We start from the raw sequence: 16,288 nt of genomic DNA, 5'->3' as shown, positions 1-16,288 counted from the left end.
GTGTCTTATTGTGCATATATGGCGTGTCTTTATATATCAAATATTTTCAAAAAGTCAGTGAAGGATGGAATATAACCCTTCATGTTTTATCAGGGAGTTTATGCATTATAGGAATAATATTAATTGTTCAAGCAATAAGAATACATAAATAACTTGGAGCTACTAAACCGATTTTTTCGGCTTATTATAAAGCATAGCAGCTTTAAAAAAGCTATGTTGCAGATAATCTATCCTCTGCAACATAGCTTTTTTATATTTATAACACCTTATTACCCACTAAACCTTTGTGTAAGCTTTTGTAAATTTTCAGCTTGTTGGCATAAGTCTTGTGACACCACCATGTTGACCGCTTGCATGGAAGCACTTTGCTCATCGACCGACTGAAGGACGACCTCTGTGTGATTAGACAAATTATCCATTCCATGTGCGATTGTCGATACTAATTTTGTCACCTCATTCGCGCTACTAGAAAGCTCTTCAGCTGTTGCGGAAATATCCTCGAGCTGGTTCGTCATTTTGCTAACATGCTGAGAGATCGTACCAAATGACTTTGTGGCCTCATCAATGACATAGACGCCCTGTTGAACGTTTTTCAAGTCCTCTTCGACAGAAGTAGCTACTTGTTTTGTATCGCTTTCAATACCAACTACAAGCTCGACAATTTGAATAGCCGAATGCTTGGATTGCTCTGCCAATTGTCGAACTTCTTCTGCTACTACCGCAAAGCCTTTCCCATGCTCTCCCGCACGCGCTGCTTCTATTGCTGCATTTAATGCTAGCAAATTTGTTTGATCTGTAATCGCCGTAATCATGTCTGTCATAGATTTGATATCTGTCATTTTGCCAGATAATTGCTGCATTAATTCACTAGTTTTTTCAGTAGATGTTGAAATAAACTCCATTTGATTTTTAGCTACGTGTAATATTTCCGCGCCGTTGCCTGCGATGTCATTTGCCTCTTTTGCATGATCAAATACATCTTGCGTTGCCACGGTAATACGTTCAATGCCATCAGCAGTTTCTTGCATAGCCATGGCACTATCATTTGCAGACTGCGCTGCTTTCTTAAGACCCTCCGTCGTTTTCTCCATCTGTGCATCAACTTCGTTTACTGCATCTGTAATTTCATTTGTACTTGCTGATAACTCCTCTATGCTCGCAGATAGATCTGTTGAACTACTTGCAATTTTTTGTGTCATCATATGTAATTGTTCCTTCATTTCTATAAACGCTTTAGCTAGCTCCGAAATTTCATCATTGGAATTTATCTCAATAGAAGAAGTTTGCATATCCCCCTCAGCTATAGCTTGAGCAGATGAAGCTAATTGTTTAATGGGCTTAATAATTTTATATTTTATGTAGAAAATACACGATAATGTCATTGTGATTCCTATTACTGTTAATAAAGTAGATAGCCATTCTAATGACGTTACATTTGCTAGGTCAATGATTAAAATGACACCCATGAGAACATTTAAAGTAGAAAAGCAAATGATACTTTTTTTTCGTAAACTCATACTAAATTCCCCCAACTATAATATTATTCCGACGTAGTTATTATAGTTTAAAAATCCTAAAATTCATAGAAAAAAGACCAACTTTTGTAATGATAAAGAAATGCGAAAGAACTTTTCTTTACAGAAAGTGCTTCTGTATAATTGACTTCAGTTCCAACTAGCTACTTTCTTCAAGGTGTTTGGAAAAATCGGCACTACATATTTTCAAACAAATATAAAAGCACCTTGCCTTAGACAAAGTGCTTTCATGATAAATTATTTTAATTTCATAATACTTGATCCTGCGATACCAGGATGCGTCATTTCATATGGATCTAAAATTAAATCTAATTGCTCCTTCGTAAGTACACCCTCTTCAAGGCAAAGCTCACGAATTGAACGACCAGATAGGATTGCTTCACGTGCAATTCTGGCAGCGATTTCATAACCGATATGTGGGTTTACTGCAGTTAGTACACCAACGCTTTTTTCCACATATTCTTTCATGCGGTCTTCATTTGCTTCAATATCCTTCAAGCAGTTTTGTGTAAATGCTCGGAACACGTTGTTCATAATACTAATAGATTGAATTAAGTTAAAGACAAGCACAGGCTCCATTACGTTTAATTCTAATTGTCCTGCTTCAGATGCTAAAGAAATCGTATGGTCATTACCGATTACTTGGAAGGCAACTTGGTTCAGAACCTCTGGCATAACAGGATTCACTTTCCCTGGCATAATAGAAGATCCAGGTTGGCGAGCTGGTAAAATGATTTCCCCTAATCCAGCACGTGGACCAGATGCCATTAAACGAAGGTCGTTAGCGATTTTCGACATATTAATCATACAGATTTTTAATGCACCTGAAACTTCTGTGTAGGCATCCGTATTTTGTGTTGCATCCACTAAATGTGTAGCGCCTTTAAGCGGTAACCCTGAGATTTCAGCAAGATGTATATCAACTGATTGAATATAGTCAGGGAATGCATTTAAGCCTGTACCGACAGCTGTCGCTCCCATGTTTACATCATATAAATTTGGGCGAGTTTGGCGAATGCGCGCAATATCACGAGTGATTACACGGCAATATGCTTCAAATTCTTGCCCTAATCGAATCGGCACAGCATCTTGTAAATGCGTACGACCCATTTTAATGACATGGGCAAATTGCTCCGCTTTTTGGTGGAACACTGCTTGCATGTTTTCCATTGTAAGAAGAAGTTCATCTATCAAATTCAAAACAGCAATATGAATAGCTGTTGGGAAAGCATCATTTGTTGATTGTGACATATTCACATGGCTGTTAGGGCTAATTGTTTTATAGTCCCCTTTTTCTTTGCCTAAAATCTCTAAGGCACGGTTCGCGATCACTTCGTTGGCATTCATATTAATAGATGTGCCAGCACCGCCTTGAATTGGGTCGACGATAAATTCAGCATCCCACTCGCCATCAATAACTTCTTGTGCAGCCTCGACAATTGCATCTCCGATTTCTTTTGAAAGTAGGTGTACTTCTATATTACTCATCGCAGCTGCTTTTTTAACAATCCCCATTGCTTTAATAAGAGCAGAGTGAATTGTGTACCCTGTAATCGGGAAGTTTTCAGTCGCACGAAGCGTTTGAATCCCATAATAAGCATTGCTTGGTAATGAACGTTCACCTAAAAAGTCTTTTTCTATACGTTGTGTGGACATAATTGTCGTCTCCTTTTATGTAATCCTCACACTTGATAGTAGCTAATTAATGTCGTATTGTAAACAGTCAATTGTCTGTAAAAAGAAAAATAATCAATTTTCGTCTTTGTGGAGTTGCGTTTAAGGCTTTATCTTTAAAACCGAGCGCAGTGATTACGCTCGGTTTCTTATTATTTATTAGAAGTCACTGTAAAACGGCTATTAACATGCTTTGGTTTTTCAATTTCATCTAACACTGCAATTGAATAATCCGCATAACTAACATAACTTTCGCCAGCAGCATTTACTAATAGATGATCTTCTCCAGTAGTATAGCTACCTGTACGCGGACCTTCCGGATCAAAGAAAGCAGATGGGCTTAAAAATGTCCAAGTAATGCTAGATTGTTGTAAGTCACGTAGATTCTCACCTTGGTTTTTAGCTGTCGCATAAAACATTTCTGGAAAATCTGGTGTATCCATTACACGTACAGTTTTTTCTGGGTCTACAAACAGACTTCCTGCACCACCGACAACGAATAATTTTGTGTCAATACCCGTGAAAATATCTATTAAATGACGGCCAGCTTTCACATGTAATTCCTCTTGACCAAAAGGAGCAGCAAAAGCATTCACTACTACTTCAAATCCTTTTACATCTTCTTGTGATAATGCAAAAACATCTTTTTCAATTACATCAATATTTGCTGTTACTTTTGAAGCTGAACGTACAATCGCTGTCACATCATGACCGCGCTGTAGTGCCTCCTCCACAATTTTTTGTCCCGCTTTCCCTGTTGCACCTATTACTGCGATTTTCATCCTAATATTCCTCCTATTTTTCATTTGTAACCATTTTAGTTACAGGTTAGATACAAAAGACCTACTTCGTTTATTTAACGAAGTTGATCTAACACATCCTGTAAAGTTTGTGCTTGTAGTTGTTCTTTCATTGCATACCAGACAGATGTATAAACACCCTCCAATGTATGTTGGATTTTTCGACCAACCGAACATGCTGGATTTGGCTCATCATGAATGGCAAATAGCTGCTCTGGCCCATCAATCGCATGGTAAATAGCTAATAGTGTTAAATCTTTTGGCTCCACTAAAAGGTCATAACCTGCAATACCTGATTGCGATGTAAGCAAGCCCGCTTTTTTGAGCACCCCAATCATTCGTCGCACGACTACAGGATTTGTATTAACACTCCCTGCGATGAAATCAGATGTCAGCTGGCTTTTATCAGATGTTGTTGCAATGAGCGAAAGTATATGGATCGCTACCGAAAAACGACTGTTCACCATATGTATCACCACCTGTTGTAACTATTATAGTTACAGGAATAAATAAAAGCAAACAAATTGCTCAATTTGCACCTGTATTTATTTTTTCCATTAAACAAAACATTATACTCTCTTCACGTAAATGACCAATTCTTGTCGTATTTCCCCATCTTGCTCATAAAAGTCTAAGTTATGGAATTCATACTTAAAATGACCAATTGGAAACGTCACACTTTCCCCTTGTGCCGCAGCTAATATGCCTGCCACATCATGTGACACCATTTGTAAAAGCTCCGTACCTAAAACCGAATCTACAAATATCACGTTCATTATCAAACACCTCCTCAGCTATTATAGCTTAGAAGGCGCTTACATTTACAGTCTTTCTTTATAACGTTTCAGCCGAATGTTCTCAATAACCTGCATCATTTCATTTATTTGCGCCTGTGTTAATTTTGTAGAGGTGTGTGATAGCTCATGTGATTGAATAGTTTCCTCTTTAAGTTGAGTAGTATTCGAAAGCAATTTCGTCCTCAAACGCTGCCCACTCTCTCTTCCGTCTATTTGAAACGCCCACGATCTCCTCACATCATTCACCTCTAAAATTTATTATTAGGACTTCTAAATTAATACTTATATCGGAAAAATTTTCATAAATTTAAACATTCTTCATATAAAGTGATAGAGAATTTAGCTCTATCTAAAATAAGGATCTCTTTTTTGGCGGTAGTATCCGGCGGCACTTTGACGGTTCTATCCGTCGCTTTGGACGTTCTATCCACGGGGATGGACGTTCTATCCACGATTTTGCTGGCTCTATCCACGATTTGGACGGTTCTATCCACGATTTTAGCCTTTCTATCCAGCACTCTGACTTTTTCCGTCACTTTGCCAGGTCTTCCGTCACTTCGACCCTTCTTTCCGTCGCTTTGTCGCTTCTATCCGTCACTTTGCCGGCTCTTTCCGTCACTTCGACTCTTCTTTCCATCGCTTTGACGCTTCTATCCATCATTTTGAACTTTCTATCCACGATTTGGACGGTTCTATCCACGATTTTAGCCTTTCTATCCAGCACTCTGACTTTTCCCTTCACTTTGCCAGGTCTTCCGTCACTTCGACCCTTCTTTCCGTCGCTTTGTCGCTTCTATCCGTCGCTCTGACTTTTTCCGTCACTTTGCCTCTTTCATCCGACTCTTCTATCCGTCGATCTGCCAGTTCTTTCCGTCGCTTTGCCTCTTCTATCCGTCACTTTGCCGGCTCTTTCCGTCACTCCGACTCTTCTTTCCGTCGCTCTGACTTTTTTCCGTCACTTTGCCTCTTTAATCCGTCACTTTGTCAGCCCTTTCCGTCGCTCTACCCTTCTTTCCACCGCTCCGCCTTATCCTTTGCTATAAAAAACAGCAACCAAAAATGGCTGCTGCTTTAGTTTATACCGCTATTGGTGCTTTAATTGTTGGGTGTGGATCATAGCCCTCAATTGAAATATCTTCGAGTTCAATGTCGAAAATTGACGATTTATTTGGATTTATTTTCAAGGTTGGTAGGGCCTTTGGTTCGCGTGAAAGCTGTTCTTTTACTTGCTCCACGTGATTTAAATATATATGAGCATCCCCAATACTGTGTATAAATTCGCCAACTTCTAAACCACACTCATGTGCAATTAAATGTGTCAGTAGTGCGTAAGAGGCAATATTAAATGGACAGCCTAATAATGTATCTAGACTGCGTTGCATAAGCTGGCAGCTTAATTTTCCATTTGCGACATAAAATTGGAACATTACGTGACACGGAGGTAATGCTGCTTTACTACCCTTTGCTCCGGCATTGATCACATCCTCTGGGTTCCATGCATTGACAATAATGCGTCGAGAATCTGGATTGTGCTTGATTTGCTGGATGACATCTTGCAATTGATCGATGCTTTCCCCTGTTGATGTTGTCCAATTACGCCACTGCTTACCATAAACATTTCCAAGTTCCCCGTATTTACGTGCAAACTCATCGTCTGTTATAACACGCTCACAAAATGATGCTAATTCTTTTTTATAGACTGCATTGAAAGACTCGTCTACTAAGCAACGACGACCAAAATCTGTCATGTCCGGGCCTGAATATTCATCAGATTCGACCCATTTTTTAAAAGCCCATTCATCCCAAATATGATTGTTATTTTGCAGTAGATAGCGAATATTTGTATCCCCTTTAATGAACCAAAGTAGCTCACTTGCTACAAGTTTGAATGGTACGCGTTTCGTCGTTAAAAGAGGGAAGCCTTTGCTTAAATCGAATCGCATTTGATAGCCAAATACACTGTATGTACCTGTGCCTGTACGATCTTCCCTCTTAACGCCATTCTCTAATATATGTTGTAGTAAATTTAAGTACGCGATTTCTGGATGCGCCATGTTCATCAACAGCTCCTTCAAGTATGCTGTTGACCATTATAACATCTAATATCTACATTTGGACTCCCAAAAATAAAAACAATATTTACATATACGCGCCAAAGGAATTGTCTTCCAACTCCTTTGAAATTTCCCTCTCAATCGTGACAAAAAACGTTGGTATTAGAATTACATTCACTAATATAGGAACAATAATCAGTAAAAGATCTATCCCTGGGGAAAAATAGAGACTAAAAGCAGTCAGCAACTCTGACATAACTAGAAAAACAATTTGCACGCCGATCATCAGTATCGGAATGATTTGATACATATAGTAAAGTTTTCGATACTGATGTATTTTTTCTGGATCTTCTATAACTCTGTTTTTTAAGCGTCTTGATAAAATGATACATGCGATAAGTTGGATAAAAATAAAACTTAAATAAATAGCACTATGTAAAACCAATTGCCCTTTCATAACTGTACCATTAAAATGTCCTACCCGCTGCTGCAGTAGCTCGTTGACCGCTCCTTCATAAACATATTCCTGCTCACTAAAATAAGTGAGCGGTGCCGCAAAACCGAGCCGAGCCCAGTCCTTCGAATTCGCTTCCCAGTCGATTAATTTGCTAGCCAAAATACGTAATTGGATGGGATCATTTTCACCAAACATTCCTACTAAAAAAGAATAGGGTATCGCTACCTTCATTTGCCCATCTTGCTTTTCATTAATTAAATCTTTAATGAAAAAAGTATACGCAACATTTGTCTGCTGATCTTCAAAACGAGCATCCTCAATCTTCCAATGACTTGCTAAGGAAGACTCAATGTTATTCTTCATTTCCACATACGGTGTATCATTATGTAAATTTTTAGGGATTTTGTAAACAAAACGATTGTCCTCCCCAATAATGCAAATATCGACTTCCACCGCGTCATTCACAATGTTAGTAGCGATCGTAGTCATCGGGTACGACATTATGAGAAAAAAAAGGACTAGTAGCAATCTTTTCTTTGTCATGCAACGTTCCCCCTTTTCGTCACATATGTTAGCTTTACATTATCATAGGCAACACCGAAAAAACTATTTCGTTATTCCGAAAAAGCAATAGTGGTTTTCCGAAACAACTTTTTTCGGTATTCCAAAATTACCAAAAATTATGGATAATATAATAGTACTTACGATTGAAATGGGGCAGTATTATCATGCAGTTAATGGAGAGAAAACGATGAGTAAATGGACATATAGTATTTTAATAACCTACCTACTCCTTGGTATTTATGTGCTAGTAGTGGCAATACGAATACCTTATATTGGTATTGGACTAGACACAACTAGCGAACAACCAGTCATGTCCGAGTTTTATTATCCAAAATGGGCACAGCAATCTAATATAGAAATTGGAGATGTTCTGCTGACTATTGATGGCAAGCCTACAAAAGATATTCGATCTATCCAAGTCGATTCTTATGTTTGTTGTGCAAAAGAACTAACGTTTAGGAAGCCTAATGGGGATGTTCATTCTGTCTTAGTGAAGCATAAAGATATTCCGGAAGAATTATATTTGCAAATTATTTTCCCTTTGTTTTATTTTGTCTTATCGTTTAGCGTTGCCATCTATTTATGGAAAAGAAATAAAGATAATCAACTAACTAGCCTACTTACATTATTTTTATTAACCTGTTCATTGACTTATATAAGTACAGGATCTTCAGTTCGAGGCAATCAAATTGGAGCATTAGTAATAGGTATTGGCATAATTTTATGCATCGTACTGTTTATTCACTTTTTACAATTTTATTTCCGCTACCTACGTATTGAATGGCCCTACATTAATACTAAATGGCTCTATTTAACACTACTACTGATCCCTTGCTTTGAGGTCATTGAAAATGTCAATTCCGACTTCAGTACGAAAGCATCATTAATTACCTTAGGAATGTTTGCTGTACTAGTGCTTTATGCCATCTATATTTTATTCATAAGTTATATACGAACTAAACTTGAAAAAATCCGTTTAATCACTTTTGCGTTTATTACGCCTTTCTTGCCGTTTTTATTGTGTTTCGTTATACCTATAATAGTAGGTCTGAGGCCTATTTTATATTCTGAGGTAGCCGCATTATTTTTGTTGTTTATTCCTTTTTCTTTTATTTTCATTCAAGTAAATGAGCGATTGTTCGATATTGAATATCAATTATCTCGTTTGCGTTATTATTCAACACTTGCTTTTTTTAGTGCTTTACTAGTAACTACGGTCATTTCCATATTGTTACTAGATAAATTATCGATTATTGAAATTACGAGTGTCTTAATACTTGTATTCCTCATCATCATTACAAGCTTCTATATTAAAGAACAGCTTGATTATAAGTATCGAAAGATTATTTTTTCATCCACCGGGGATTATGTACATAATTTATATGCTGCCGTTAATCGTATGGGGAAAGCAAATAATCAGCAAGAATTACTGGATCAATTAACGTATGAAATAACAGAAAAGCTTGGTACTACAGCCTTTTCGATTACAACCATAACGGAAGATGCACCCTTTACTCGCGAAGAAGACAACTTCGGGAATCACCTACTCTTACATGATACTGGTGAAGAAAAAATCATGTTAAACATTAGACATGTCCTACAGAAAGAAGAGCTACTTTGGCTTGAGTTACTTGCCCTCTATGTCTCGATGTTTATTGATAATTTGAAGCTCATTGAAGATTTAGTATATGAAATAAAGCTTATGAAGGATAACAATGATACACATCTCCCTTGGCTCGACAAATTACTATGGAATATCATTGAAAAGGAGAAAAGTATTTTAGCGCAGGAATTACATGATACGATTTTGCAAGAGCAGCTCCATTTAGCAAGAGAGCTAGATGTCATTGCCAGTTCGCCTATTATAAAAAAAGAAAAGGTCTTAGATATTCGTGAGCAATTGCTAAATGCATCGAAGGATTTACGTGAGTATTGTGAGAATCTAAGCCCTCCTTTGCTAGACACATTTGGGCTACAAATCGCCTTAAAAAAACTAATTCAAAAGGTGAAAATACGTGCAGACTTTTTGGTAAATGCTCAAATAGAACGTGTCCATTTTCAAGATGTCACTTTACATTTAGTCGTCTATCGGCTAGTACAGGAACTCTTCAATAATGCCATTAAGCACGCAGAGGCAACCGAAGTTTCACTAAGACTACAAGCGATAAATCGTGGCTTCATCCTCCAATACGATGATAATGGAATTGGCTGTGATATTGAAGACTTAATGCAATCTTCCGCTTCTATGGGTATTAACGGTATTCGAGAACGAGTCCGGGCTTTTAATGGAGACATCACGATAACCTCCAGTCTAAATGAAGGAATGCATATATTTATTCAAATACAAGAGGACGTGAATTCAGATGATTAATATTCTTATTATAGATGACCATCCTGTCGTTTTAGATGGTACAAAAACATTATTACAAGATTTACCAAACACCCATATTGATACGGAACAGGATAGTGCCGCTGTTCTGTCAAGAATGGACGTTCAATCTTTTCAATTATTTTTGATTGATATTAATATGAAGCCCATCAATGGCATCCAACTTGCTGAAATGATTAAGAAAAAGCAACCTGAAGCACTGATTTTACTGTATACAGGCTATGAGCTTTCCGATTATTACGAACTACTTATTGAGAAAAAGGTCGATGGACTTTTATCGAAGCTTGCTACGAAACAACAAGTAATTCAAACCATTGAAGCCGCGCTACGAGGCGAGATTCTACTCGCAGCTGATTTTTTAGATTTTGTACATCAGCGCACGAACCTACCGAATGTACAACAAGAGATTTTACTGAGCGACAAGGAGCAAGAGATTTTACAGCTTGTAGCGCAAGGCTGTACTAATAAAGCAATTGCTTCAGCTATTGGGGTCACACAGCGCACCGTTGAAAACTATTTATCCAAACTGTTCGTCAAACTCAACGTAGAATCACGTGCAGAGGCCGTAATTGTCGCAAAAGAAAAGGCATGGATCAACTAATTATACAGAAAAGAGATTTAATGTAAATTTTCTCTTACTAAAAGCGGAATATACTGGATAAATATCTAGGACTGTTATATAATAAGAACAATAATTACATTACTTCATCTTAGCCGTTAAAATCACGTATTCAAAAGTAATACGAGCTTTTGAATATGTGATTTATTTGCAAGCGATCGAAGCAATATGATTGTTTAATTTTTTTGGGAGGTTGTTCACATGACACAAGGTACAGTAAAATGGTTTAACGCAGAAAAAGGTTTTGGTTTTATCGAGGTAGAAGGTGGAAATGATGTATTCGTACACTTCTCTGCGATTCAATCAGATGGCTTTAAAACTCTAGAAGAAGGCCAAAAAGTAGAGTTCGGCGTTGAAGAAGGTAACCGTGGACCACAAGCAACTAATGTTGTAAAGCTTTAATTTATAGCTTTAGCATATAGAGTGCAAAATTCAAGAGACATCCAAATTGCGGATGTCTCTTTTTCGTTATGCGTAAGAATGTAACCCTGCAATGACTAAATTAACAAATACTTGATTAAACACGATAATGCCAAATCCAATTATCGCTAACCAAGCTGTCTTTTCTCCTTCCCAGCCTTTAGAAAGTCGGAAATGAAGGAAAGCGGCATAAAATAAAAATGTGATAAGTGCCCACACTTCTTTAGGGTCCCAACCCCAATACCTACTCCAAGCAATCTGCGCCCAAATCATGGCAAACAATAAGCCTCCTAGAGCAAACAATGGGAAACCTATAACAACTGCTCGATATGTAATTTCATCCATTAATGCTGGTTGTACACGGTTTGTTAATGGCTTTAATAAAACAATTAGTCGTCTTCTCGTAATGAGTACAATTACCCCATATAAAATTGTTCCAACGATAAATGACCATACAATAGTATTTAATTTCTTCGCATCTAACTTATTGGTAATCTGCAACTTACCAACTTGATCCCCACTAGATGTTACTGCACCTTTATTGACAACGATCGGCGTCATCGTATAAACCGCTGTTTCTACCTTCTCTAGCTTATTTTCAAATTGAACCTCGATTTGATCTCCAGCTACGTTAAAATAAGTACCCACACCGATAAAACCAACCACGACAATTAAACAATACATGACAAATTCCAAGGCAACTGTACTTTTCGAAAATTTAGAAACATCTAATGTTCTTAACAAATAAATAATACCTGTTGCAAATGAGATCGATAAAACAGCACTTGAAAATGCCACTGTCATAACATGAATCGTTAACCAATTACTTTGTAGTGACGGAACAAGTGGTGAAACTGTTTTTGTAAAAACGCTTCCATAACCGAGAATAATTAATGACACAGGGATCGCAAACAAGCCAACAACAATTTGTTTATATAAAAAATGAATGATCAAATAGCTACCAGTAAGCATGATGCCAAAGAACGTCATAAACTCATACATATTACTTACAGGTGCATGATCAACAGCCATCCATCTTAAAACGAAATAAACTAGCTGTAAAGCAAAAGCAATATATGTAAGTAGAAGCCCAATTTTTCCAAACATCTTGCCTTTTGATTTCACGGCAAGTCCAATCGGTATAATAGCGATCAGTAATAAAATAAATGCTACGAACAATGAATTACTACTTATACTTAATAATGTTTCTTTACTCAATGTAAAATCCTCCAAACTTTTTTCTCATACCCATAACGCGAGGCTGAGTTCTATTCCGACCGGCGCTTTGTAGCTGCCGCTTCGCTTTCGCTACAGAAAAACATTTTGTTGCTGCCGCTTCGCTTTCGCACAGAAAAACATTTTGTTGCTGTCGCTTCGCTTTCGCACAGAAAAACATTTTGTTGCTGCCGCTTCGCTTTCGCACAGAAAAACATTTTGTTGCTGCCGCTTCGCTTTCGCACAGAAAAACATTTTGTTGCTGCCGCTTCGCTTTCGCACAGAAAACATTTTGTTGTTGCCGCTTCACTTTCGCTACAGAAAACATTTTGTTGCTGCCGCTTCGCTTTCGCACAGAAAAACATTTGTAGTTGTCGCTTCGCTTTCACTACAGAAGAAATTGTTGCTGCCGCTAGCCTTCGTTCCTCTATCGCTGTAAGGAGTTGCCCCGTCTCCACTTCAATCAACTTTTATGTATCAGTATTCGTTTTAGAAAATGCCATCCCCGCCCTTTAATGATGATCTATTTTTTAGAGACTATATAGTAGCTTCCAATAAAAATAACGTTATTCGTCAAAAGAAGTGCCATCATTCTCCTATTAAATATTTATTTTCCTATAATTGTTACAATATTACGACACATAAAAACATAAAGTATAGAATAAATCTCTAAAGGAACCCCCTCATGTCAAAAAAATAAACCATCTATACAAGCAAATAGATGGCGAATTAGAAAAGTTGGCATGTCTCTACCTACATCTTACTAAAAATTGAAATAAAAGTCTATTTCTTTTCGAGTAGCTATGTGACAATAAATATGCGCAAATGTAACATAACGTTATGTAAGACAAGTGGAGGGTAACAAATGAAACAAAATATTTATGACCACCCTGAATTTTTCCATCAATATCAAAAGCTTCGTCAAGCGTCTTACAATTTCAATAATTTGCTTGAACAACCTGCATTAAAATCTTTACTTCCTAATTTAACTGATTTACAGATACTTGATATTGGCTGCGGAATGGGAGAATTCGCATATTATTGTATAGAAAATAACGCAAGGCATGTAACCGCTATTGATGTTTCAAAAAATATGTTGGCAATCGCTCAACGTGAACATGCTCATCAGAATATAGACTACTATTTGCAAGCAATAGAGGATTTTCATGTAGCTCCTAATAGCTTTGACTGTATAACAAGCTCACTTTCCTTGCATTATATACAGGATTTTCGTGCCGTCATTCGTAACATTGCGAGCATGCTTCGACCAGGTAGCTTGTTTATTTTTTCTGTAGAGCATCCAATTGTTACAGCTCGTAAAACAATGGAGGATAATTGGATTTATGATAGCAGCGGCCGTAGGAGCCATTATGCGATGGACCATTACCACGATGAGGGCATACGTGAGCGAACATGGTTTGTAGATGGTGTAGTTAAATATCATCGGAGCATGTCTACAATTATAAATACGTTAATCGCATATGACCTTACAATAGAAAAAATGCTAGAGCCGCTTCCTGATTCAGAAGCCATTCCAAAACTGCCTTCCTTAGAAAAAGAGCATCGACGCCCGTCCTTTTTATTAATAAGAGCAAGAAAATAATCTCATCATTGCAAGGCCTCCCAGTAGTACTCTACAGAGAGGCCTTTAATTTTATCTTTGGTATCTTCATCTAAGTTTTCAATTAATTTCACTGAAGTAATAACTCATCACTTTAATCTCATCCCTAAACCCTTTTACCATTCTTCCTTCATCAACAAATCCGCATTTTTTATAAAGGGACTGTGCGGCAGTATTCGGTAGATTTACCCCTAGCACAAGCTCATTGATCGTTGGAAAATGCGCCAAAACAAAGTCCGGCAAAAGCTGTAATGCCGCTTTCGCATAGCCTTTACCTTGTTCATAAAAGTCGGTCGAAAAGGCGCGGATTAAAATAGCTTGTTCATTAGAGGAATATGGCGTAACGCCCTCTTTTTCATGCAACACAAAGAATGTCACGAGCTTATCTTCATTTAATACGAGAACGGCATGGCGATTTTTATCCTGCTTCACTAGTTTAATGCTCTCTTTCGGAGACATCGTATAACGAAGCTGCTCCTCTGTAATCGTATATCGTTTAATTAAGTGATCATCTTTTTCTTCATAAAATTTTAACCTCATCAAAGCTCTCCCCATTCATCTTAAGTTGTCACTTCTCCTAGGCATAATAGTAACTTCACTATCGTTCAGATCAACAATGCTTCCGGATTTTTATATTCATTCTGCTTTATTTGATTCGTTAACGATTATAATATATTAAATAAACGGAAAATATAATATATTCTAACACGATGTAGAAATTTATTTAAGAGAGGTGTTCATATTGGAACTATTAGAGAGAGCTCAGAAGCGGAAAGAAACTGCCATTCTTATTTTGGAAGAATTGGAATTGCTAGAAAAGTGGAATACAATTGGACAAGCTTATGTTGTCGGCGCTACAGCGTATGATTTACTAGTAGATCCAGATATTGATATCGAAACATTTTGTAGTCGCCCTAATGCAGCGGAAGCTATGATGATATTATCGGATTTAACTAACAATCCGAAAGTACTAGAATTAAAGTTTCGAAATTACTTGGAAACACCATTTAAAGGGTACTATTTTAAAATACAATATGAGCATGCGCCGTCAGAAATTTGGAATATTGATATGTGGCTGTTTTCCGAAACACGGAAAGGTCCCCTATCAAGAGATTTAGTATCATTAATGAACGATTCCTTAACAATTGAAAGTCGGAGGTATATTTTAACTATTAAAGAACAATTGCTTAAAAAATCCCTAGTACTCCCCTCGATTTATGTATATGAAGCTGTGTTAGACTACGATATTACATGCACAGAGGATTTTCTATATTGGATGGAGCAACAAGATGTAGACATTCAGACAAATTGGCGCCCTTTAAAAAACAGTAAATAGATACATCACTAGAAATCAGGGATATTTTACGTTATGAAAATTTTTATTTCCACTAATCACCAAAAATGCTACGATAATGTTATCTAAACGTAAGGAGTTGTGGATATGAGTGCGAAAAGTGCAGTAGATGTTTTGTTTAAACAATAAATAATCCAAGGGGTGTAAACTCTTACTGCAGCCCTTGAACAAGGGAGAAAACAATGGAAAACTATTTTAAAGAATTTCTTACAGGTCAATCTATTACTTTACAGCAAATGACTTCCTCCGACTTAGAAGCATTTGTTTCCATCGAAAGCGAAATGAAAACGTTGCTACTTGCCAATGACGAGATTCCCTTTCCAAATACCTACGAGGATCATGCTTCATTCTTTAAAAATATTAGTGCTAAAAAAGAGGAGTTTTTCTTCGGTATATTTGAAAAGTCGACGAATGAGCTTGTCGGCTCTTGTGGTGTCTATTCAATCAACTGGCAAAATAGCACTTGCTGTGTAGGCATTTCGATTGGCGAACAATGGCAAGGTAAAGGACTTGGAACGGATGCAATGAAAACTCTTATTCATTTTATTTTTAATTATATGACGGTTAATAAAGTAAAGCTTCAGGTTTTTAGCTTTAATAAAGGAGCTATTCGTTCCTATGAAAAATGTGGCTTTACAAAGGAAGGTATTTTACGCAATGAGCTTTTCCGTTTTGGTCAATTTCATGATATCGTCTTATTTGGCCTTTTACGAGAAGAATGGAATCAAATTGGGTAAGTAATTTTTCATAAGGTTGAAATACTTCAAACGAACCAATGGGCTGCCAGTA

16 protein-coding genes are annotated in these 16,288 nt (G+C 37.1%); 6 read left to right on the top strand and 10 right to left on the bottom strand.

What is annotated here, in order from left to right; genetic code table 11:
* Nucleotides 1-269: 269 nt before the first annotated feature.
* The 7 genes from MWJ95_RS04445 to MWJ95_RS04415 all read right to left on the bottom strand — a co-directional run bounded on the left by MWJ95_RS04445 (nt 270) and on the right by MWJ95_RS04415 (nt 7,860).
* Nucleotides 270-1,517 (bottom strand): methyl-accepting chemotaxis protein, encoded by a 1,248-nt coding sequence (locus MWJ95_RS04445; protein ID WP_249104473.1) that lies wholly within the window; start codon nt 1,515-1,517, stop codon nt 270-272.
* 255 nt (nt 1,518-1,772) lie between these two features.
* Nucleotides 1,773-3,191, bottom strand: a complete 1,419-nt coding sequence (aspA, locus tag MWJ95_RS04440) for an aspartate ammonia-lyase (RefSeq protein ID WP_249072505.1) — start codon at nt 3,189-3,191, stop codon at nt 1,773-1,775.
* Nucleotides 3,192-3,361: 170 nt separating this feature from the next.
* Nucleotides 3,362-3,991, bottom strand: a complete 630-nt coding sequence (locus MWJ95_RS04435; protein ID WP_249072504.1) for an NAD(P)-dependent oxidoreductase — start codon at nt 3,989-3,991, stop codon at nt 3,362-3,364.
* A 74-nt stretch (nt 3,992-4,065) separates the two neighbouring features.
* Complete coding sequence (locus tag MWJ95_RS04430) at nt 4,066-4,476, bottom strand: Rrf2 family transcriptional regulator (RefSeq protein WP_249072503.1); 411 nt, start codon at nt 4,474-4,476, stop codon at nt 4,066-4,068.
* 102 nt (nt 4,477-4,578) lie between these two features.
* Nucleotides 4,579-4,785 (bottom strand): thymidylate synthase, encoded by a 207-nt coding sequence (locus MWJ95_RS04425; protein ID WP_249072502.1) that lies wholly within the window; start codon nt 4,783-4,785, stop codon nt 4,579-4,581.
* Between the two features lie 1,097 nt (nt 4,786-5,882).
* Nucleotides 5,883-6,860: a thymidylate synthase gene (locus MWJ95_RS04420; RefSeq protein ID WP_249072557.1), complete on the bottom strand. Its 978-nt coding sequence runs from the start codon at nt 6,858-6,860 to the stop codon at nt 5,883-5,885.
* An 85-nt stretch (nt 6,861-6,945) separates the two neighbouring features.
* Nucleotides 6,946-7,860: a hypothetical protein gene (locus MWJ95_RS04415; RefSeq protein ID WP_249072500.1), complete on the bottom strand. Its 915-nt coding sequence runs from the start codon at nt 7,858-7,860 to the stop codon at nt 6,946-6,948.
* Nucleotides 7,861-8,068: 208 nt separating this feature from the next.
* On the opposite strand from MWJ95_RS04415, the gene MWJ95_RS04410 reads away from it, so the two are divergent.
* From MWJ95_RS04410 to MWJ95_RS04400, 3 genes are all read left to right on the top strand, one after another.
* Nucleotides 8,069-10,252 carry a sensor histidine kinase gene (locus MWJ95_RS04410; RefSeq protein WP_249104471.1) on the top strand — a complete coding sequence of 728 codons (2,184 nt, stop codon included), beginning with the start codon at nt 8,069-8,071 and terminating at the stop codon, nt 10,250-10,252.
* The gene (locus tag MWJ95_RS04405) at nt 10,245-10,871 is read left to right on the top strand and encodes a response regulator transcription factor (RefSeq protein ID WP_249072498.1); all 627 of its coding nucleotides are present in this window, start codon (nt 10,245-10,247) and stop codon (nt 10,869-10,871) included. Before MWJ95_RS04410 ends, MWJ95_RS04405 begins: the two co-directional genes overlap by 8 nt.
* Before the next feature lie 219 nt (nt 10,872-11,090).
* Complete coding sequence (locus MWJ95_RS04400; RefSeq protein ID WP_053592785.1) at nt 11,091-11,291, top strand: cold-shock protein; 201 nt, start codon at nt 11,091-11,093, stop codon at nt 11,289-11,291.
* Between the two features lie 66 nt (nt 11,292-11,357).
* Here the strand turns inward: MWJ95_RS04400 and ccsB are convergent, their stop codons facing one another.
* Together ccsB and MWJ95_RS04390 are read right to left on the bottom strand one after the other, a co-directional pair.
* Nucleotides 11,358-12,527: a c-type cytochrome biogenesis protein CcsB gene (gene ccsB / locus MWJ95_RS04395; RefSeq protein ID WP_249072497.1), complete on the bottom strand. Its 1,170-nt coding sequence runs from the start codon at nt 12,525-12,527 to the stop codon at nt 11,358-11,360.
* 50 nt (nt 12,528-12,577) lie between these two features.
* Nucleotides 12,578-12,982, bottom strand: a complete 405-nt coding sequence (locus MWJ95_RS04390) for a hypothetical protein (protein ID WP_249104469.1) — start codon at nt 12,980-12,982, stop codon at nt 12,578-12,580.
* A 407-nt stretch (nt 12,983-13,389) separates the two neighbouring features.
* On the opposite strand from MWJ95_RS04390, the gene MWJ95_RS04385 reads away from it, so the two are divergent.
* Nucleotides 13,390-14,127, top strand: coding sequence for a class I SAM-dependent methyltransferase (locus tag MWJ95_RS04385; RefSeq protein ID WP_249104467.1), 738 nt, complete (start codon nt 13,390-13,392; stop codon nt 14,125-14,127).
* A gap of 78 nt (nt 14,128-14,205) precedes the next feature.
* Here the strand turns inward: MWJ95_RS04385 and MWJ95_RS04380 are convergent, their stop codons facing one another.
* Nucleotides 14,206-14,685 (bottom strand): GNAT family N-acetyltransferase, encoded by a 480-nt coding sequence (locus MWJ95_RS04380; protein WP_249104466.1) that lies wholly within the window; start codon nt 14,683-14,685, stop codon nt 14,206-14,208.
* 202 nt (nt 14,686-14,887) lie between these two features.
* Between MWJ95_RS04380 and MWJ95_RS04375 the strand changes: the two genes are divergently transcribed.
* Nucleotides 14,888-15,481, top strand: a complete 594-nt coding sequence (locus tag MWJ95_RS04375) for a hypothetical protein (RefSeq protein WP_249072493.1) — start codon at nt 14,888-14,890, stop codon at nt 15,479-15,481.
* A 200-nt stretch (nt 15,482-15,681) separates the two neighbouring features.
* Complete coding sequence (locus MWJ95_RS04370) at nt 15,682-16,236, top strand: GNAT family N-acetyltransferase (protein WP_249072492.1); 555 nt, start codon at nt 15,682-15,684, stop codon at nt 16,234-16,236.
* Nucleotides 16,237-16,288: the final 52 nt, after the last annotated feature.

This window comes from Lysinibacillus sp. Bpr_S20 (genome assembly GCF_023337835.1).
In the GTDB taxonomy this organism is placed as follows: Bacteria; Bacillota; Bacilli; order Bacillales_A; family Planococcaceae; genus Lysinibacillus.
This window is presented reverse-complemented; position numbering and strand designations above follow the sequence as displayed.